We start from the raw sequence: 19,212 nt of genomic DNA, 5'->3' as shown, positions 1-19,212 counted from the left end.
GCGACCCCCCGACTCTCGGCGCACCCCAACTCCCCGCGACCCGCAACTCCCGGCGCACCCCCGGCTCCCAGCGGACCCCCGACTCCCGGCGGACCCCAGCCCCCGCGACCCCCGACTCTCGGCGCACCCCGGCTCCCGGCGGACCCCCGGCTCCCCGCGGACCCCCGACTCCCAGCGGACCCCCGACTCCCAGCGGGCCCCGGACTCTTGGCGCGATAACGACCCTCAAGGTCCGGCCGTCGCGAGTTCGGGCCGAATCATGCGGTCCGGTCGGTAAATCGTTTGGCAGGCCCGGCTCGTGGCGCCATAGTCACCCGGTGACCTCCCTCGAGCGCCGCCGTCTGCCCTGGGCCGGCCGCAACTACTCTCTGCTGACCGCCGGCGCTGTCGTGACCAACCTCGGCGCCCACGGAGCGTTGATCGCCGCCGCGTTCGCGGTGCTCGACTCGGGCGGTGACGGCGGCGACGTCGGTCTGGTCGCGGCGGCCCGGACGCTGCCACTGGTGCTCTTCCTGCTGATCGGCGGCGCGGTCGCCGACCGGTTGCCGCGGCACCGCGTGATGGTCGTCGCCAACGCCCTCAACTGCCTTTCGCAGGGCGCCTTCGCGGTGCTGGTCCTGGCCGGCGAGCCCCGGTTGTGGCAGATGATGCTGCTGACCGCGCTCGGCGGCACCGGCCAGGCGTTCTTCAACCCGGCGGCCGAGGGCATGCTGATGTCCACGGTCAGCGGCGAGCAGGCGGGCCGCGCCTTCGCCCTGTTCCGTCTCGCCACCCAGGGCGCGGGGCTCGGCGGTGCGGCCCTGGGCGGTGCCATGGTGGCCGCCATCGGGCCCGGCTGGGTACTGGCGGTGGACGCGGCGGCGTTCGCGGTCGCCGCCGCGCTGCGTTCCTTCCTCGACGTCAGCCACATTCCGCCGCGCGGCAAGGGCGGCGGGCTGCTCGCCGATCTGCGCGAGGGCTGGCGGGAGTTCACCGGTCGGGCGTGGCTGTGGACGATCGTCGCCCAGTTCTCCGTGGTGGTGGCGGTCGTCGCCGCGGCCGAGTCGGTCTACGGGCCGCTGGTCGCACGGGACCACCTGGGTGGGGCGGGACCGTGGGGCCTTGCGCTGGGCGCGTTCGGCGCGGGTACGGTCGGCGGCGCCGTGCTGATGATGCGCTGGAAGCCGCGCCGCATGCTGCTGGCCGGCTCGCTCTGCGTCTTCCCGCTGGCCCTGCCGTCGGCCGCGCTCGCGGTACCGGCGCCGGTGGGTGCGCTGTGTGCTGTGATGTTCGTCAGCGGGCTGGCGATCGAGGTGTTCGGCGTCTCCTGGATGACCGCGCTGCACCAGGAGATCCCCGAGGAAAAGCTGTCGCGTGTCTCGGCGTACGACTGGTTCGGCTCCATCGCGATGGTACCGCTGGCAACGGCGCTGGCCGGCCCCGCGGAGACCGCGTTCGGGCGTACGGCCTCCCTGTGGGGGTGCGCCGCGCTGGTCGTGGTGGTGACGGTGGCGGTGCTGTGCGTGCCGGACGTACGGAATCTGACGCGGCGCGGGCGCGAGGTCGCGGTGGCCCCGGCGCCGGAGGTCCCGGTCACGTCGGGGCGCCCCTCGTCCTCGCGCGAGAGCACCGGAACCCGGTGAAGGGTAAGGCCCGCCCCCCGGGCCCGCCCTGCCGGCCAATCCACGCGCACACGACTGCGAGGCAACGGCACAGGACCTGGGGGGCGTTCGGCCACGGCTTCACTCGGTGTCGCCCAGTGCTGTCATCGGGGTGACACGCGTCGCGCGGCGGGCGGGCAGGAGGCCCGCGAGGGCCGTGAGGGCCGCCAGGCCGGTGAAGACCACCAGCAGTTGCCCCGCGGGCAGCCGCAGAGGTGCCTCGGTGACGGCGATGCGGATGAGCAACCAGGCATAGGGGATGCCGAGGGCCAGGCCGAGGACGCCGCCGAGGACTCCGTACAGACCGGCTTCCATGGTGATGGTCCGGCGCAGTGCGCCGCCGCCCAGCCCCAGCGCGCGCAGCAGTCCGAACTCTCGGGTGCGTTCGATCGCGGTCAGGCTGGTGGTGGCGGTGACGCCGACGACCGCGATGAGGACGGTCAGGGCGACGAGGCCGAGTGCGGTGGTGCCGGTGATCCGGATCGTTTCCCGGCTGTTGTCCCGGTTCTCCGCCAGGACGCTGATGGTGACGGCGTCGGGGTCGGCCATGTGTTCACGGGTCTCGCGGATCGTGGCCTCCAGCGCCCGGTGCGCCTTGCCGCGGGCGGTGAGGCCCTCGGTGGCGGCGTCGGCGAGGATGCCGCTCGGGTTCTTTGCGGCGCCCATCCGTTCGAGATCGGCGGGTACGACGAGTACGCCTGCCTGGAGCGGGCCCTGACCGGGCAGTGTTGCGGCGACGGTCAGCCGGATGCCGCCGCGGCGGGAGTTGAGGGTGAAGGTGTCGCCCGCGGTGACGCCGAGGAGGTCGGCCACGTCGGACGCGACGACCGCGCTGCCCGGTTCCAGGTCGTCGAGGGTGCCGGTGGCGGTGCCGATGTCCTTGCCGGTGGGCAGGGCGCCCGGATCCAGGTCCGACACCTCGATCTCCTCGCGCGCCCCCTCGGGGCCGGCGGTGACCTGGAGGGTGCGGTAGCCGGTGACATGGGTGAGCTGGGGCAACGCGGCGAACTGTCGTACGACGGCGGGTTCCAGGCCCTTGCTGTCGTCCGCGACCCGGAAGTCGGCGGGGGCCGCTAGGGCGTCGGAGCGTTCCATGTAGCCGGTGAGGCAGGCGAGGCCGACGAGGGCGCCGGAGACCAGGGCGACGCCGAGGGCGACGACGACGGAGACGGCCGCGGCACGGCGCGGTGCGCCTCCGACGCCGCTGACGGCCAGTCTGCCGGTGGTGCCCAGTCGGCGCAGCGGCCAGCCGGCCACGGTCAGGACGGGCCGGACCAGGAGCGGGCCGAGGGCGATGAGCGCCAGGAAGGCCAGGGCCGCCGAGGCGACGGTGCCCAGCATGGGGAAGTCGCGGTCGTAGTCCTGCCGGCCCGGCTCGGGCAGATCGCCGAGGAGCAGGACGGCGAGCCCCGTCGCCGCGGCGGCGAGGAGGACGCCGGCGGCGAGCCGTGCGGGCCGGATACCGCGCTCGCCCGGGACGGTGCCCGCGGAGCGCAGTGCCTGGAGCGGTGACACACCTGCCGCTGACAGGGCGGGCGCGAGGACCGCGCACACCGTCACCAGAACGGTTCCCAGGACCACCAGCACGGTGTACAGGACGGGGAAGCCCGGTGCCGACAGGTTCGCTCCCGCGAGGAGGCGGGCGGCCGGCGGGGCGAGGTGTCCGGCGCCCAGCGCCAGCAGCACCCCGAGCGAGCCCGCGACCGCGCCCACCACGGCGCCCTCGACGGCGAGGGCGGTCACCAGCCGCCGCTGCTGGGCGCCGATGGCGCGCAGGAGGGCCAACTGCCGCAGCCGCTGCGCGAAGACGATGCGGAAGGTGGAGGTGGCGACCAGCGCCGCGGCCACCACGGCGACGGCCAGGAACACGGAGATGAGCTGGAAGACCTCCTTCAGGTCCCCCTCCAGCGTGTCGCGGGCTTCCTGGGCCCGCACGGCGCGCCCGGAAGCGAGGGACGCGCCGGCGGACGTCCTGTCGAGTACGCCGCGAACCTGCTGCGACAGCTCGCTCTGCGGGACTCCGTCCTTGGCGCGGATGTCCACGCGCTGATAGCCCGGCAGATCAGCCAGGCGCCCGATGTGCGCGTCGGTGGTGTAACCGCCGGACTGCTGTTCGGCGGTGGCCGTGCTCGTCACCACACCGGTGACGGTGACGGTGACCTTGACGGTCTTCTCCGGGTTCCTGCGGTCGGGGACCTGGAGGGTCGTGCGGGTGGCGGGGGTCAGCTGCAGTTCTTCGGCGGCCCGGCGGTTGACCGCGATCTCGCCGGCGCGGTCGGGATAGCTTCCCTTCACCAGCCGCACCTGGGACAGCGGCCCGGTGCCGGGGTCGGAGTGGAGCTCGAGCCAGCGCTCGGACGGACCGACGATCGGTGCGCCGGAGTCCGTGCGGCCGATGGCCTCGGCCACACCGGGCAGCGCGCGGATCTGCTGGAGCGTGTCGGCGCTGAGGGCGGGTGCCTCGCCGCCGGGGGTCGCGACCATGGCTGTCGCTTCGGGTGTGCCGCGGAAGCGGTCGAGGGTGGTGTTCACGGTGATCTGCTGGGCCATGACCGTGGCGAAGACGACGAAGGCGGCCACCAGGACCGACAGGCCGGTCGTCAGGAGCCGGCCGGGCCGCCGGAGCAGTTCGGCCAGTTGCGATCCCAGGACGCTCGCGCGCCAGGAGGGGCTGTTCGTGGGGTTGTGTGGGCTCTTGGTGGGGTTGTGCGGGCTCTTCGTGGGGCTTTTCGCGTTCATCCGGCCCTCCCCACGACCTGTATCCCCCGGATGACATCGGCGCCGGACGCGGTGGAGACGTCGACGTCGTCGACGATCTGTCCGTCGGCGAGGACTAGCACCCGATCCGCGTAGGCGGCGGCATGCGGATCGTGCGTCACCATGACCACGGTCTGGCCCAGGTCGCGCACGGAACGGCGCAGGAGGTCCAGTACCTCCGTGCCCGACCGCGAGTCCAGGTTGCCGGTGGGTTCGTCGGCGAAGACCACGGCGGGCCGGGTCACCAGGGCCCGGGCCAGGGCCACACGCTGCTGCTGTCCGCCGGACAGTTCGCCGGGCCGGTGGGACATCCGGGCGCCGATGCCGAGCACGCCCACGAGGTGGTCGAGCAGGTCGTGGTCCAGGCTCCTGCCGGACAGGGTGGCCGGCAGCGCGATGTTCTCCAGGGCCGTCAGCTGCGGCAGCAGGTTGAACGACTGGAAGAGGAAGCCGACTTTCTCCGCCCGCACCCGGGTCAGCGACCGCTCGGACAGCCCGGTCAACTCCGTGCCGTCCAGGATCACTTGGCCCGAGGTGGCCGAGTCGAGCCCGGCCAGGCAGTGCATCAGCGTGGACTTGCCCGAGCCGGACGGGCCGGCGACGGCGGTGAACCTCGCGCGGGCGAAACCGACCGTCACCCCGTCCAGGGCCCTGACGTGTGTCTCTCCCCCCTGCCGATAGGTCTTGACCAGATCCACGGCCGTGGCAATGGCCTCGCCATCGGGCGCGGGCATTTCCGTTCGCTGCTTCATGGCAATGCGCTCCCAGTCTCTTCCCGCGACCACGTCAGGAGGAAAGTGGAGGGAATGTGAGCGTGACAAGGGCGTCCGCGCAGTGCTCGTTGGCCTGGTCCGAAAGCTGCGTCACCCTCTTGCCGGCCGGGGTTTCCTCGCCCTTCGCCTTCATGGCCGCCAACGAGTGGTAATTCGAGATCGGGGCGGCGAGGTATCCGTCCTTGAGCTGCGCCCTGCCCTGCTGCGCAGTCTTCTCCCACTTCTCGATACCGGCCTTGTCACCGGGGATTTCCTTCACGGAGTCGACGAGTTGCTGCGCCAGCGCGCAGTCGGCCTTGGACGCCTGGCTGGCCTCATTGCGCTCCTGCCACCAGAAATATCCGGCCCCTGCCGCGACCACCGCGGCAATGACCAGCGCGACGGCGCCGAATACAATTCCCTTGTTCTTGCGCGGGCTTGCGACAGCAGTCATGACGACCTCCGAGAATTTCTTCCGAGTTGTTTGTCGACCGTTCGTCGATCAACACGGTTGATTCTCGAAGACCGGGCGTCGCGGCACATCGGTTCAGAACCTGATCTCCGCGCCGCTCATCTGCGACCGGGAGGGGAGGGCGGGACTACGACCACGGTCGCAGTCCCGCCTCCTCCGGCCGGGGGGTCGGTCAGCCCGCGGGGGCCACGAGGCCGGAGTCGTAGGCGAAGATGACGGCCTGCACCCGGTCGCGAAGGTCCAGTTTGGTCAGGATCTTCCCGAAGTGGGTCTTCACGGTCGCCTCCGCGATGAACAGCCGGGTGGCGATCTCGCTGTTGGACAGGCCCTCGGCGATCAGCTCGAGCACCTCTCGTTCGCGCGCGGTCAGCAGATCGAGCCGCTCGTCATGGCGGGGCGTGGGCGCCAGCTTGCCCGCGAACCGGTCCAGGAGCTGGCGGGTGACGCGCGGGGCGACGACGGACTCGCCGGCCGCCACCACCCGGATCGCCCCCACGACGTCCTCGGGCGGGGTGTTCTTCAGCAGGAAGCCGCTCGCGCCGGCCTCCAGCGCGGCGAAGGCGTCCTCGTCGGTGTCGAAGGTGGTGAGTACCAACACCTTGGGCGAGTCGGGGAGTTCACTGAGCCGCCGGGTCGCCTCCACCCCGTCCATGACGGGCATGCGGATGTCCATGATGACGACATCGGCCTCGGTGCCCGCCAGCAACCGCAGGGCGTCCGCGCCGTTCTCCGCCTCGCCCACGACGTCGATGTCACTCTGCGCGGCCAGCACCATGGCGAATCCCGCCCGGATCAGTGGCTGGTCGTCCACCACGACCACACGTATCGGTCCGCTCATCTCACTCATCCCGTCGTCCTGACCGGCTTGCCGGCCTGTCGGCTCACCGGCAGCTTCGCGTCGACCTGCCATCCCGCGCCCAGGCGCGGCCCGGCGGTGAAACTGCCACCGGACACCTCCACACGCTCGCGCATGCCCACCAGGCCGTTCCCGCCTGTGCCCCGGTCCGATGCGGGCCGGGAACCGGCCAGCTTGCCGGCTCCGTCGTCGAGCACACCGATCACCACCACGTCCTCGTCGAACCGCAGCGTGATGGTGACCTCCGCGCCCGGACCGGCGTGCCGCAGCACATTGGTCAGACTCTCCTGCACGACCCGCAGCACGGTCAGTTCGTCCGCCGTCGACAGCCCGCCCCGGTCACCCTCGATCTCCAGGGTCACCTTCAGTCCCGCGGCGCGGGCACGCTCGGCCACCGTCTCCAGATCGTCCAGCGAGACCCGGCGGCGGTCGGCGTCCGCGTCCTGAGCCTCGCCCTGGCCGGAGGCCCGGCCGCCGCGCAGGACGCGCACGATCCGGTGCATGTCCGCCAGCGCGTCACGGCCGGTGTCGCCGATGGCCTTCAGCGCGGTACCGGCCCGGTCGGGGTCCGACCTGAGGACGTAACCGGCCCCGTCGGCCTGCAGGATCATCACCGCCAGGCTGTGGGCCACCACATCGTGCAACTCCCGGGCGATCTCGGCGCGTTCCTCGGCCGCCGCGAGCTGCACCAGGTGCTCACGCTCCCGTTCGGCAGTGGCGGCCCGGTCCTCCAGAGTGGCCACATACAGCCGACGGGTCCGCAGCACCATCGCGGTCATCCACAGGGCCGCGCATACACCACCGAAGGTGATGATGTCGCCGAGGCTCTCGGTCACCGCCGCGTCGGGGAGCAGCCCGCCGAAAGCGACCACCGCGCCCAGCAGCACGATCGCGCCTGCCGCGTAGGCGTGCCACATCGTCCGGGTATGGGTGACCACCGAGACCATCGCGACGAACAGCGCCACGTCGTACACGGCCAGGTCGGACGCCACCAGGTACTGGACGAGCGCGAGCGCGGAGACCACGCACATCACGGTCATCGGCCGACGCCGCCGGAACACCACCGCGAGCGCCATCGCACAGCCGATGAGGAAGTCTTCGTCCGTGTCGTAGCTCCAGGCCGTCCAGACGACGAACAGCGCGATCGCCACGTCGTACGCCGTGTGTATCCACGGCAGAGCCAGCAAACGGCGCAACATGGCCAACAGGCTACGACACGGCCCGGCGAAGAACGTTCGCTGCCTGCCCCGTTGGTCACTCCCGGTCCGGCCGCCGTCGGAAAACCCGGCTGCGAGTGACGTCGGCTCACCCTTAGGCTTCCGGCCGAGGGGCTGACAAGGCGCCCTGACGACACAGCGGTTGGTCAGCGGATGGGGGATGCGCAGGGAATGACTTGTCAACTGTTCGCGGTCTGCTTCGATGCGAGCCGGCCGCTGCATCTCGCACGGTTCTGGTCCGGGCTGCTGGCTTGGGAGACGGCCGACGATCCGCACGGCGGCGTCGCACTCCTGCCCAGTGACGACACCGGGTTCCGGATCCGTTTCGTTCCGACCCGGGAGCCGAAGGCCGGCCAGGACCGGATGCACTTCGACCTGACGAGTACGTCCCTGGAGGACCAGCAGCAGACCGTGGCGAGGGCGCTGGAACTCGGCGCACGGCACATCGATGTCGGCCAGCTTCCGGAGGAGGGTCATGTGGTGCTCGCCGACCCCGAGGGCTACGAGTTCTGTGTCATCGAGCCGGGCAACAACTTCCTCGCGGACTGCGGCTTCATCGGAGCGCTCGCCTGCGACGGTTCGCAGGAAGTCGGGTACTTCTGGAGCGAAGCGCTGGGGTGGCCGTTGGTCTGGGATCAGAACGAGGAGACCGCGATCCGCTCACCGCACGGCGGCCCGAAGATCACCTGGGGTGGTCCGCCGGTGATGCCGAAGACAGGAAAGGAGCGGCTGCATTTCGACCTCGCTCCGTCTGTCGACGGTGATCAGCAGGCAGAGGTCGAGCGTCTGCTGTCCCTCGGGGCGACTCGAATCGACACCGGCCAGAGCGAGGCCGGCCGGGTGCTGATGGCCGATCCCGACGGCAACGAGTTCTGTGTGTTGACGCCCCGGTAGCGCCGACACGAGCGCGCTACGGACGCACGGACGGCCGGCCGGGCACCGGACATGTCGTCCCGTTCGCCGAGTCCGCGCGCGAAGACGCCCTTGCCCCGGGATCACCCGATCCCGAACGCCCCGTCCGGCGGCTCCGGTGACGGTACGGCGTCCTCGTCCCGGACGGGCGCCGCCGCTCCCATGAAGTCGCGTACCGCCAGGCCGTGTTCGACCCGGGCCGGAAAGGTGTCGGCGGCGGTGCGGCGGATCAGCGCGGCGATGTCGAGGGGGCGGTGCGAGGCTACGAGGACCGCGTTGCCGAAGCGCCGGCCACGCAGCACGCCCGGTTCGGCGATCAGCGCGAGTTCCTCGAAGGCCGTGGCGAACGTGGCCAGTTGGGAGCGGAGGAAGGCGAAGGGTGCGGCGTCGGCGAGGTTCGCCAGATAGACCCCGTCGCGGCGCAGCACCCGGTCGGCGATCCGGGCGTACGCGACGGAAGTCAGATGGGCGGGGACACGTGAGCCGCCGAAGACATCGGCGATCAGCACGTCCGCCGAGTCGGACGGTGCGGCTTCCAGCCATGCCCGTGCGTCGGCCGCGTGCAGGGTGATGCCGGAGCCTTCGGGCACGGGCAGATGAGCGACGACGAGCTCCAGCAGTCCGCGGTCGGCTTCCACGACGTGCTGCCGTGAACCGGGCCGGGTGGCGGCGAGATAGCGGGGCAGGGTGAGCGCCCCGCCGCCGAGGTGCAGCACGTCGAGCGCCCGGCCCGGCTCGGCGACCACCTCCAGTACGTGCCCGAGCCGCTGGGCGTACTCGAACTCCAGATGCGTGGGGGCGTCGAGGTCGACGTACGACTGCGGCGCCCCGTCCACGGTCAGCAGCCAGGCCCGGTCCCGGTCGACGTCCGGCATGAGCTTGGCGGTCCCGTGATCGACGTCCCGCGTCACGGGTATCGGCTCTTCCACAGGTCCATTGTGCCGTCGCCCCAGCTCGGGTGCCCGGTTTGCCCGGCAACGCCCGGGGTACCCGTTCCGGCTCCCGACGGGCCGTGCAAGGCGTCGAATCGGGCTGTGAAAGACGTCGAAACCGGATCGATCGGGTTCATGGAGCTCGAATCCCTGCGGATGGCCCGCGCTTTGATGCTCCGTCAGCGGTTGACGGGTCGCCGACAAGCTCACGAGTTGCTCCGGCTCCGCCGGACCAGGGACCAGGACCGGCCGGCCTCCCTGGGCGCGGCGGTCCGGGGGGCCCAGGGACCCGGCGGCCGGGTCTCTGCGGGCGCGTGCCGAGCGGGACGGCGCGCGTCCGCACTTCCTTCGGGGCGGGTCCGCAACGCGGGAAGCGACGCAGAAAGGCCCTGGGCGGGCTTGCGTACCCCAGCGCGACGGCCGGCACAGCGCGATATTTCCCCGTAAAGCGGGGTACTCGGTGCGAATCGCCGGTTCGGCGGCTGACCGCCGCGGGACGCAGCACGCATCACCGATGTGGATCGTGAAGGGAAGGTGCCATGAGCGATCGATCAAGCGCCGGTACGACCCACCGACCGCGCACCCGCGGACTCCGAGTGGATCGGCTCGGCATCTATCTCAACGATCACCTGGCCGGAGCCACCTTGGGTACCGAACGGGCCCGGCACCTGGCGCAGGCGAACCGCGGCTCGGCGGTCGGCGAGACCGTCCGGCCGATCGCGGCGGAGATCGCCCAGGACCGGGCGAGCCTGCTGGAGATCATGCGCCGGCTCGACGTACCCGTGCAGCGGTACAAGGTCTACGCGAGCCGGTTCGCCGAGCGGCTGGGCCGGCTGAAGCCCAACGGGAACCTCATCCACCGCTCCCCGCTCAGCACTCTTCTGGAGCTGGAGCTGCTGCGGATCGGCGTGGAGGGCAAGGCCGCCGCCTGGCGCGCGCTGCGCCGGATCAGCGGCGACGACGACCGCCTCGACCCCGACCAGCTCGACCGGCTCCTCGAACGCGCCATGCGCCAGATCGAGACGCTGGAGGACCTGCGGCTGCGGCAGGTCGACCCGGCGCTGCGCGAACACTGACCCCGGCGTGCGCACGAGCGGGTGCCCGCCCCCGCAGTGCACGAGCGGGTGCCCGCCCCCCGTATGAGCGGGCACCCGCGTCGCTCAGCCGACCGCGGTGACCGTTCCCGCGCCGACCGTCCGGCCGCCCTCGCGGATCGCGAAGCCGAGACCGGGCTCCAGCGGCACCTCGCGGCCCAGCTCGACCGTCATCGTGACGGTGTCACCGGGCCTGGCCACCGCAGCCTCGCCGAGGTCTACGTCGCCGACCACGTCCGCGGTGCGGATGTAGAACTGCGGCCGGTAGCCGGTGGACACCGGCGTCGTACGGCCGCCCTCGCGCGCCGACAGCACGTACACCTGCGCGGAGAAGCGCCGCCTGGGCTCGACACTGCCGGGCGCCGCCACGATGTGCCCGCGGCGCACCGCGTCCCGCGGCACCCCGCGCAGCAGCAGCGCCACGTTGTCGCCGGCCTGCGCCTCGTCCATCGGCTTGCCGAACGTCTCCAGGCCGGTGACGACGGTCTCCAGGCCCGCGCCGAGGACTTCGACACGGTCGCCGACGCGGATCACACCACGCTCCACGGCGCCCGTGACGACCGTGCCCCGGCCGGTGATCGTCAGCACGTTCTCCACCGGCAGCAGGAACGGCGCGTCGACGTACCGCTCGGGCATGGGCACATAGGTGTCCACGGCGTCGAGCAGCGCCTCGATCGCGGTCGTCCACCGCGGGTCCCCCTCCAGGGCCTTCAGCCCGGAGACCCGTACGACGGGTACGGCGTCGCCCCCGTAGCCGTGCGCGGTGAGCAGCTCGCGGACCTCGAGCTCCACCAGGTCGCTCAGTTCCTCGTCGCCCGCGTCGGCCTTGTTGAGCGCGACCACGATGTGGTCGACGCCCACCTGCCGGGCGAGCAGCACGTGTTCGGCGGTCTGCGGCATGATCCCGTCGAGCGCGGAGACGACGAGGATCGCCCCGTCGAGCTGCGCGGCCCCGGTGACCATGTTCTTGACGTAGTCGGCGTGGCCGGGCATGTCGACGTGCGCGTAGTGCCGGGTGTCGGTCTCGTACTCGACGTGCGCGATGTTGATGGTGATGCCGCGCGCCGCCTCCTCCGGCGCTCGGTCGATGCGGTCGAACGGGACGAACTTGGTCGTACCGGTCCCCGCGCCGGTGCCGTCGGCGGAACCCCGCTCGGCGAGGACCTTGGTGATGGCGGCGGTCAGGGTGGTCTTGCCGTGGTCGACATGGCCCATGGTGCCGATGTTCAGATGCGGTTTCGTGCGCACGTATGCGGTTTTGGGCATGGCTGATTACCTCGAAGCCTCAGGAGTGATGGTCCTGCTCGGCAGGGCGCACAGCAGGACGGGGACCCCGGGTACTTGCCGACCCTCCCCCTGCGGGGTCCGCCGGACGATCCGGGGAGGGTCAGCTTCGGGCGCCGTCGGTGGCGGCCAGGAAGATCAGAACGGCAGCCTTCGGGGCATCCGCGACCGCGGATGCTGCGAGGACGAAGGTGTGCCGGAACATGCCGTAGATCATCGTCGACGGATCCGGCGGCGTCGAATGGTTTTTGTACGGGTGGGCTGACGGGTGGTCAGCGGTGCGGAACACCACGGGAGATACGCTGCGGCGCATGACACCTCCCTCCACCAAGACCGGATCGCCGCGGGACCGGAACGCCCGATTACCGCAGGAGGGCCGGCACCCGCTGTGGCGCGTCTGTCTCGGCTCGTTCGTCGTGTTCCTCTGCGCCCTGTTCCTGGCCTGGGCAAACGCGTATGTGATCAACGACGACCTGCCCAACTTCTGCGGTGACGTGCGAAGGAGCGGCTTCCCCCCGGAGGTCGCGTGCGTGGCGGAGGACGGCACGGTCACCGGCGCGACCCCGGGATGGGTCGAAGTGCTCTTCTTCGGCTCGCTGACGGTCTGCGTGCTGTTCGCCGTCACGGCGTTCGCGGTGTCCAGGGCCCGGAAGCAGTGACTCCCGCCATGTCGCCGTCGTGGGCGGAGGAGAGACTACTCACACGCCGACGTGGCAAAACGTGCATGGTGAGGCCGTGAACGGGCAGTTCGGGGACGGCGGTCGGCGCGCCCGCCCGCACCCGGCGTTCAGGATCCTGTGACCGAGGTGCGACGGACCATACGGCGATCACACACATGCGTCGGTTACTGTCGCCGAATGCTCGATGCCACCATCCGCTCTGGGGGCACCGTCGCGGCCACCACCCCCACGGCCACTGCCACGGCTGTTCCCACGGCCGCCACGGCACCTGCGACGACAACACCGGCCACGGAGTCCGCTCCGGCTCCGCCGAGTCAGCAACAGTTCGCCACCCGCTGGGCGAGAGTCGTGCTCTCGCCGTGGTCGCGGCTGTCGCTGCTGGTCGCGCTGCTCGCGGCCGCCGCGACGACCGTGCTGCTCTTCGAGCCTCAGCGGCTGATCACGAACGGCTGGCCGCCCCAGATGGAGGGCGCCGCCGCGGTGACCCTGTTCGCCGTGGCGTACGCGCTGGTCACGGTCGCGTTCGTGCCGCGCCCGATCCTCAACATCGCGGCGGGCGCGCTCTTCGGGTCCCAGGTGGGCATCGCGGCATCGCTCGCAGGCACGGTGCTGGGTGCCGGGCTGGCCTTCGGGCTCGGCCGGGTGCTGGGCCAGGACGCGCTGCGCCCGCTGCTGCGCGCCCGCTGGCTGAAGGCCGCGGACGGCCAGCTCAGCCGGCATGGCTTCCGCTCGATGATGGCGGTCCGGCTCTTCCCCGGAGTGCCGTTCTGGGCGGCGAACTACTGCGCGGCCGTCTCCCGGATGAGCCCGACGGCGTTCCTGCTGGCCACCGCTCTGGGGTCGATCCCGAACACGGCCGCCTACGTCGTCGCCGGCGCCCGTGCCTCGACGCCGATGTCACCGGCGTTCCTGCTGGCGATGGGGTTCATCGTGGTGACCGGGCTGGCCGGGGCGGTAGTGGCGTGGTGCAAGCGCCACCACCTCCGTTCCGGCTCGACGGACTGACCGACCGGCTCACGTCCGGTACACGTCGAGTCGCCCGCACATCCCGAACCTGCCGTGCGCGGACGGCTGTTCCGCGCGTACGACGGCATCGGCGAGGTGCCCGGTGTCGCCTCGCTCCAGCCGGTCGAGCTGCGCCCCGGTGGCCGCTGCGGCGGCCTCGGCCCCGTTCCGCCACCGCTCGCGCCACTCGGCGAGCCGCGGCCGTACGAGCGCGGCGGCGGCCCGGTGGAAGGCGGCCAGCGGCTCGGGCCCGTCGGCCGCGCGCAGCGCCCGGTAGCCCTCCAGGGCCAGGTCCCGGCGGGCCCGGGCGACCCGCTCCTGCTCCGCCTCGGGGGCGTCCGAGGGGATGACGGTGGCGCGGGCGTATGTCTCCGGGTCCGTCAGGTACTCGGGGGGCAGGGTGAGCACGGCGTCCCCGGCCTCCGGCAGCCCGCTGTTCTGCATGAGCACGGTGATCCGCAGTTCGTCCTCGTTGACGAGCCGGTGGATGGTGCCGGGCGTGAACCAGGCGACCGTGCCCGCCTCGAGCGGTGTCACCTCGTACCGCGAGGCCGTCAACGTCTGCACCGCGCCGCGCCCGCCGGTGACGACGTACGCCTCCGAGCAGGTCAGGTGCATGTGCGGGGTGCCGCCGCACACGCCGTCGACGGCCGGCCAGTCGTACACGGACAGGTGCGAGAGCGCGACGCCTCCGGGCAGCCCGGTGAAGGCGCCGACACCGGCCGGGCTCACCACGGGTGGTCCGCCAGGTACTTCTCCACGTCCCCACGTTCCCACTCCCCGTCCGCCACGACGACCCGGTAGCGGCGGGTGAGGGTGTCGCCGGGGGCGAGCTCGAACTCCTCGAAGAAGGCCCAGGAGGGCGCGACCGCGGCGAAGGGCTCGTTGCGCACGAACCAGTGCGCCGGATGGGCGCCCCCGGCTCCCGTGTGGTCGTTCTCAGGCGCGTGGGCGAAGACGAGCGTGGCGTGCCCGTCCGTGCCGTCGTGCTCGCCCGAGTACGCGATCCAGGGCGCCTGCTGCCCCATCAGCTCCGGCCCCTCCCCCTCGGGCCCGGTGATCCGGCCGTCCCGGAAGGCCCGCGGACCGCGCCAGAACAGACCGGTGTAGCCCGCCATCTCCCGCCCGGCGGTGGTCGGGCTGCCGAACCGCAGCGGCTCGTCGCGCCGGTTGGTGACGGCGCTGGTCCAGGTCAGCGCCCAGGAACCGGCGCCCGGGTCGACGTCGTGGACCTCGATCCGGCGTTCCTCGTCGGCCCACAGCGTCCCGTCGTACGGGTGCCAGGTGAGCCGCTCGGCGATCACCGCACCCGAGTCGTCGGCGGCGACCTCCTCGAAGGTGACGTGGGCCATCGAACCGACCCGCTCGGGCAGCGCGAGATAGCCCTCGCCGTGCACGTAGGAGTTGCCGCCCCACAGATTGGATCCGGACAGATGCGAGGCCGTCATCTGCAGGCCCTTGTGCCAGCGGTGGTCGTTGGGCCGGTAGTCGGTGACGACGTCCCCGGCGAGCGTGCGGATCGGGTGCAGATACGGCTTGGGAGCCTCCCAGGCGGCCTCCGGCCGGTAGACGTAGGCGAAGAGCTCCACGCCGGTGGTGGGTTCGGTGACCGTGATGCGGTCGCCGTGGGCGTGGACCATGCGCAGGCCGGTCATGCCGTCGCCTCCTCGGTCGCGGCGGGGGCCCAGCCGGGGGCGCCGCCGTGCAGGACGGTGTAGTACGGATCGCCGGGCCCGATGTCCCCGGCCCGGACGGTCGTGTCGGTGAACGCCGCCTTGTAGAGGGCGCTGATCAGCTCCAGGCTGGTCCGTCCGTCGGCGCCGCTGCTGCGCGGCCGTTCGCCGGCGCGCATGCTCGCGATCAGCTCCCGCAGCTGCTCCAGGTGCGAACTCGGCACGTCCGGCCCGAAGTCGCGCCACACCGCGACATCCGCCTCGGGGGCCGTCGGCACCGGGGTGATGCGCCAGTTGTCGTTGCTGTGGCCGTACAGGTGCGTCAGCTCGACGGTGGCCAGTTCGCAGTCGACGCGGATGCGGCTGACCTCGTCCGGGCTGAGCACGCTGTTCACGATCGTGGCCAGGGCCCCGTTCTCGAAGCGGACGAGGGCCGTCGAGACGTCCTCGGTCTCCACGTCGTGCACCAGCCGTGCGGTCATCGCCCGGACCTCGCTCCACGGCCCCAGCAGATCGAGCAGCAGGTCCATCTGGTGGATGCCGTGACCCATGGCGGGCCCGCCGCCCTCCGTGGCCCAGCGCCCGCGCCAGGGCACCGCGTAGTAGGCGGCGTCGCGGTACCAGGTGGTCTGGCAGTGCGCCACCAGCGGCCGCCCCAGAGCCCCTTCGGCGAGGAGCCGTTTGACGTGCCGGGTGCCGGAGCCGAACCGGTGCTGGAAGACGATCGACGCGTACGGTCCGCCGTCCGTGCCCTCCTCGGCCTCTACGGCGTCGAAGTCGGCGAGCGACAGCACCGGCGGCTTCTCGCACCAGACCCAGGCGCCGGACCGCAGCGCGGCGACGCTCTGCGTCAGGTGCAGAGTGGGCGGAGTGCCGATGGTGACCAGGTCGGGCCGCTGCTCCCGGAGCATGCGGTCCAGATCGGTGTAGGCATGCGGGATGCCGCCGTCGGCGCAGAGCTTCTCCACCGCGGCGGAGTCGATGTCGACCCCGGCGACGATCTCCACCTCTCCCGCTGCGGCGAGTTCGGCGAGCGCCGGCAGATGGCTGCCGCGCCCGATGGCGCCGGCGCCCACGATGGCGGCCTTGATGCGACGGCCCTCGAACCTGCGCGGCCCCTCTGCGCTCTCGCTGGCGGTTGTGGGCGTTGACCTGCTGGTGGTTCCACTCATGTACCTGATCAGCACTCCATCGACTCGAACAGCAAGCGCTTTCCCTCCGTTCGCAAGTTATGTGGCCGTCGTGGGGATGGTCAACACCCCGGGGGGCGGGGTTAGCTCCGTGGGGGTTCTGGACAGTGAGACCTGATGGGTGAGGGTGAGGGGGCCGGCGGGTGCCGGTGACGGGGCTCTTCGGTGCCGATGAGGAAGCAGCAACTCCCCAGACCTCCCGAGACCTCCCGAGCGGATCAAGGAGCTGGGCGCCGTCCGAAGGCGACGAATACGGCGGCGAAGAACCTGATCCCGGTTCCGTCCCCTTCGGCTCGCCGGAACGCCTCGTCCCAGCGGGTGATGTCGTCATGGGTGGCCAGACCGTCGGCGACCAGGGCGTCGCGGGCCGCCCAGACCGGGCCGCGCATGCCCGGCGGTGGCTTGACGATGTCGATGTGTCCCTGGAAGGCGACGACGTCCAGGCCGGCCGTCGTGAGCAGTTCGTCGAGCCGGGTGCCGACGGTCAGATCGTTGCCCCGGAGACGGTGCAGTTCGCGGTAGCGGTCCTCCATCTCCTGGAACACCGGGTCGGTGGTCCCGCGCACGCGGGAGGAGTCCGCGTCGATGTCGGCCAGGTAGACCGCACCGCCGGGCTTGGCCAGCTCGGCGAGGTGATCCACGATCGCCTGTTCGCGCCCGCCATTGTGCGCCAGGACGTGTCTCAGCATCACCAGGTCCCACACTCCCGGTTCCAGCCCGGTGGCGTCGGCGGAACCCGTCAGCGTGTGCAACCGCACGCCGGATCGTTCGGCGAGTGCCTCGGCGACGGCCAGGGCGCCGCTGTCCCGGTCGACGGCCCAAACGGCGCCGGCCGGAGCGGTCATGGCCGCCAGCCGCGCTGCGATGGCCCCCGGTCCACAGCCCACGTCGGCGATCCGCGCTCCGGGGACCGCTCCGGCCGCGGTCCAGAGGCCGCGTTCTCTCTGCTCCGCCATTTCGGCCATGAGCTGGTAGCGGGCGATCTCCGCATCACTCAGAGCGAGTGAGTATTCGGGCATCTTGGCCCCTCCCTTTCCATCACACTGCCGGCCGGGGTCGTGGCCGGCCGAATGCTGCGGCCGCAATCGCGGTCGGCCGAGTGCGGCGGCCGGCCGGGGATCATGGTCGGCGGTCGGCGGTCGGCAGTCGGCGGTCGGCCGGGATCACGCTCGGCCGAGTGCGGCGGCCTGGATCGACGGCCGCGCTCAGCGGTCGACGGCCGCGTTCCGCGGTTCATGTACGGGTCATAGCTCGATGAACGGGTCAGCGGTCGATGTACGGGTCAGCGGTTCATGTGCAGATCAGCGGTCGACGGATCAGCGGTCGATGTACGGGTCGGTGATCTCGCGGAGCCTGGTGAGGGTGTCGCGGAGCTGCTCCATCCTGCGTTTACCAAGGTAGGAGGTCCACTCGGCCTCGACCTCGGCAACCGCCGCATCGCCGACGGGGATCAGTTCGCGCGCCTTGGCGGTGAGGCGGACGAGGCGGGCCCGGGCGTCGGTGGGGTCCGGGCAGCGCTCCACATAGCCGCCGCGCTCCAACTGGTCGACCAGGTAGCCGGCGGTCTGCTTGGTCACCTGGGCGGCCTCGGCGAGCTCGCTGAGGCGGGAGCCGCCCGCGTTGACGCGCTGCAAAAGTTTGCCTTGGGCCGGGGTGATGTCCTCGTACCCCGCCGCGGCGACAGCGGCGAAGGCCCGGTTCTCCATCGCGCGGTAGGCGACGAAGAGCAGGATTCCGATGTTGACCTCGTCGGCCATGCGACTGCGACTCCTTGACACTAGTCAGAGGCTCTGACTAATTTGGACTGGAAGGTAGACAGAGAATCTGACTACCTTGGTCAGAGTAACGCGCTCGACTTCACCTCTGGGGGCGGTCATGGCGGGCATGGAGAAGGCGGCGATGTGGAGGGTCATCGACGAGGAGCGGGCCGACCTGGCCGACCTCCTGATGTCGCTGCCCCCTGAGCAGTGGGCGTGCCCGTCGCTGTGCGAGGGGTGGACCGTGCGGGACGTGGCCGCTCATCTCGGCTTCGCCCCGCGGGCCCGGCTGGCGCCGGTGCTGTTGGACGTGATCCGGGCCCGCGGCAACTTCGACCGGTTCGTCGACAACGTCACGCGCCGGGAGGGGACCCGCCCCCCGGCCGACCTCCTGGCCGACCTGCGGGCGGCATCGGGATCCAGGCGCCTCGCGCCGGGCCAGAACCTCGCCGACGCCATGATGGACGTCCTCGTCCACGGCCAGGACATCGCCGTCCCGCTCGGCATCGATCGCGTCATGCCGCCGGAGGCCGCGCGCCACTCCACCGAGCACGTCTGGCGGATGGGCTTCCCCTTCCACGCCCGCAAGCGACTGCGGGGCTTGCGCCTCGTGGCCACCGACACGGACTGGTCCGCCGGGGAGGGCGACGCCGTGGTCGAGGGCCCGATCGCCGCCCTGCTGCTCCTCGTCTCCGGTCGGCACACAGCGGCCCTGTCCCGGCTGGGCGGGCCGGGAGCGGCCGTGCTGGCGAAGCGGTAGAGAACCGCCGCCCTGCGGCCGGCCGTGCGGGACGACGTCCTGCCGCGTCTGCGGCGCTTACAGCTCCACGCGCCCTTACTCTTCGCCCCCCGCGCGGCCCGCGCCGGCGCCGGTGAGCTGCTGCGCGACACCGACCCGGCGATGTACCGCGTCACGCCGCCGGCGCACTGCGCCGCGACGTCGACCCGCCAGTGCGTGCCATGCGGGAGGCGACGGGCACCGCGGTCGGGG

Annotated in this window: 19 protein-coding genes; 6 read left to right on the top strand and 13 right to left on the bottom strand. The window is 71.7% G+C overall.

What is annotated here, in order from left to right:
- Window positions 1-317: 317 nt before the first annotated feature.
- Entirely contained in the window at window positions 318-1,622 is a 1,305-nt protein-coding gene (locus EF387_RS14860; RefSeq protein ID WP_128377026.1) for an MFS transporter, read from the top strand.
- A 99-nt stretch (window positions 1,623-1,721) separates the two neighbouring features.
- Here EF387_RS14860 and EF387_RS14855 read toward each other — a convergent pair whose 3' ends face one another.
- From EF387_RS14855 to EF387_RS14835, 5 genes are all read right to left on the bottom strand, one after another.
- Window positions 1,722-4,379: an ABC transporter permease gene (locus EF387_RS14855; RefSeq protein ID WP_128377025.1), complete on the bottom strand. Its 2,658-nt coding sequence runs from the start codon at window positions 4,377-4,379 to the stop codon at window positions 1,722-1,724.
- On the bottom strand, window positions 4,376-5,149 hold the full coding sequence (locus EF387_RS14850) for an ABC transporter ATP-binding protein (protein ID WP_128377024.1): 774 nt from the start codon (window positions 5,147-5,149) through the stop codon (window positions 4,376-4,378). Before EF387_RS14850 ends, EF387_RS14855 begins: the two co-directional genes overlap by 4 nt.
- A 34-nt stretch (window positions 5,150-5,183) precedes the next feature.
- Window positions 5,184-5,603 carry a hypothetical protein gene (locus EF387_RS14845; protein ID WP_128377023.1) on the bottom strand — a complete coding sequence of 140 codons (420 nt, stop codon included), beginning with the start codon at window positions 5,601-5,603 and terminating at the stop codon, window positions 5,184-5,186.
- A gap of 190 nt (window positions 5,604-5,793) precedes the next feature.
- On the bottom strand, window positions 5,794-6,468 hold the full coding sequence (locus tag EF387_RS14840; RefSeq protein ID WP_202918265.1) for a response regulator: 675 nt from the start codon (window positions 6,466-6,468) through the stop codon (window positions 5,794-5,796).
- On the bottom strand, window positions 6,465-7,676 hold the full coding sequence (locus tag EF387_RS14835) for a sensor histidine kinase (RefSeq protein WP_162467144.1): 1,212 nt from the start codon (window positions 7,674-7,676) through the stop codon (window positions 6,465-6,467). Before EF387_RS14835 ends, EF387_RS14840 begins: the two co-directional genes overlap by 4 nt.
- A gap of 189 nt (window positions 7,677-7,865) precedes the next feature.
- Here EF387_RS14835 and EF387_RS14830 point away from each other — a divergent pair, with 189 nt between their 5' ends.
- The gene (locus EF387_RS14830; RefSeq protein WP_128377021.1) at window positions 7,866-8,588 is read left to right on the top strand and encodes a VOC family protein; all 723 of its coding nucleotides are present in this window, start codon (window positions 7,866-7,868) and stop codon (window positions 8,586-8,588) included.
- A 101-nt stretch (window positions 8,589-8,689) separates the two neighbouring features.
- Here EF387_RS14830 and EF387_RS14825 read toward each other — a convergent pair whose 3' ends face one another.
- Window positions 8,690-9,535, bottom strand: a complete 846-nt coding sequence (locus EF387_RS14825) for a spermidine synthase (RefSeq protein ID WP_238431527.1) — start codon at window positions 9,533-9,535, stop codon at window positions 8,690-8,692.
- Window positions 9,536-10,077: 542 nt separating this feature from the next.
- Between EF387_RS14825 and EF387_RS14820 the strand changes: the two genes are divergently transcribed.
- Window positions 10,078-10,614, top strand: a complete 537-nt coding sequence (locus EF387_RS14820; protein WP_128377020.1) for a hypothetical protein — start codon at window positions 10,078-10,080, stop codon at window positions 10,612-10,614.
- Between the two features lie 84 nt (window positions 10,615-10,698).
- Here EF387_RS14820 and tuf read toward each other — a convergent pair whose 3' ends face one another.
- Together tuf and EF387_RS14810 are read right to left on the bottom strand one after the other, a co-directional pair.
- Window positions 10,699-11,898, bottom strand: coding sequence for an elongation factor Tu (gene tuf / locus EF387_RS14815; RefSeq protein ID WP_128377019.1), 1,200 nt, complete (start codon window positions 11,896-11,898; stop codon window positions 10,699-10,701).
- A gap of 121 nt (window positions 11,899-12,019) precedes the next feature.
- Window positions 12,020-12,208 (bottom strand): hypothetical protein, encoded by a 189-nt coding sequence (locus EF387_RS14810; protein ID WP_128377018.1) that lies wholly within the window; start codon window positions 12,206-12,208, stop codon window positions 12,020-12,022.
- A 19-nt stretch (window positions 12,209-12,227) separates the two neighbouring features.
- Here EF387_RS14810 and EF387_RS14805 point away from each other — a divergent pair, with 19 nt between their 5' ends.
- Both EF387_RS14805 and EF387_RS14800 read left to right on the top strand, forming a co-directional pair.
- Entirely contained in the window at window positions 12,228-12,575 is a 348-nt protein-coding gene (locus EF387_RS14805; RefSeq protein ID WP_128377017.1) for a hypothetical protein, read from the top strand.
- Window positions 12,576-12,773: 198 nt separating this feature from the next.
- Window positions 12,774-13,601, top strand: a complete 828-nt coding sequence (locus tag EF387_RS14800) for a TVP38/TMEM64 family protein (RefSeq protein ID WP_128377016.1) — start codon at window positions 12,774-12,776, stop codon at window positions 13,599-13,601.
- A 9-nt stretch (window positions 13,602-13,610) separates the two neighbouring features.
- On the opposite strand, the gene EF387_RS14795 is transcribed toward EF387_RS14800, so the two are convergent.
- The 5 genes from EF387_RS14795 to EF387_RS14775 form a co-directional block, all read right to left on the bottom strand.
- A complete protein-coding gene (locus EF387_RS14795) occupies window positions 13,611-14,336 on the bottom strand; it encodes a cupin domain-containing protein (protein WP_420802572.1) in 726 nt (241 codons plus the stop codon).
- On the bottom strand, window positions 14,330-15,256 hold the full coding sequence (locus EF387_RS14790; protein ID WP_128377015.1) for a DUF6807 domain-containing protein: 927 nt from the start codon (window positions 15,254-15,256) through the stop codon (window positions 14,330-14,332). Before EF387_RS14790 ends, EF387_RS14795 begins: the two co-directional genes overlap by 7 nt.
- Window positions 15,253-16,446: a Gfo/Idh/MocA family protein gene (locus EF387_RS14785; protein WP_202918264.1), complete on the bottom strand. Its 1,194-nt coding sequence runs from the start codon at window positions 16,444-16,446 to the stop codon at window positions 15,253-15,255. The genes EF387_RS14790 and EF387_RS14785 overlap by 4 nt, the downstream gene beginning before the upstream one ends.
- Before the next feature lie 236 nt (window positions 16,447-16,682).
- Window positions 16,683-17,483: a methyltransferase domain-containing protein gene (locus EF387_RS14780; protein WP_128377013.1), complete on the bottom strand. Its 801-nt coding sequence runs from the start codon at window positions 17,481-17,483 to the stop codon at window positions 16,683-16,685.
- Between the two features lie 297 nt (window positions 17,484-17,780).
- Window positions 17,781-18,221 (bottom strand): MarR family winged helix-turn-helix transcriptional regulator, encoded by a 441-nt coding sequence (locus tag EF387_RS14775; RefSeq protein WP_128377012.1) that lies wholly within the window; start codon window positions 18,219-18,221, stop codon window positions 17,781-17,783.
- A 118-nt stretch (window positions 18,222-18,339) separates the two neighbouring features.
- Between EF387_RS14775 and EF387_RS14770 the strand changes: the two genes are divergently transcribed.
- Entirely contained in the window at window positions 18,340-18,981 is a 642-nt protein-coding gene (locus EF387_RS14770; protein ID WP_238431526.1) for a maleylpyruvate isomerase family mycothiol-dependent enzyme, read from the top strand.
- Window positions 18,982-19,212: the final 231 nt, after the last annotated feature.

Origin of the sequence: Streptomyces cavernae, assembly GCF_004023625.1 — a bacterium.
In the GTDB taxonomy this organism is placed as follows: Bacteria; Actinomycetota; Actinomycetes; order Streptomycetales; family Streptomycetaceae; genus Streptomyces; species Streptomyces cavernae.
The sequence above is the reverse complement of the archived record's forward strand: the minus strand, read 5'-3'. Positions and strand labels throughout refer to the sequence as shown.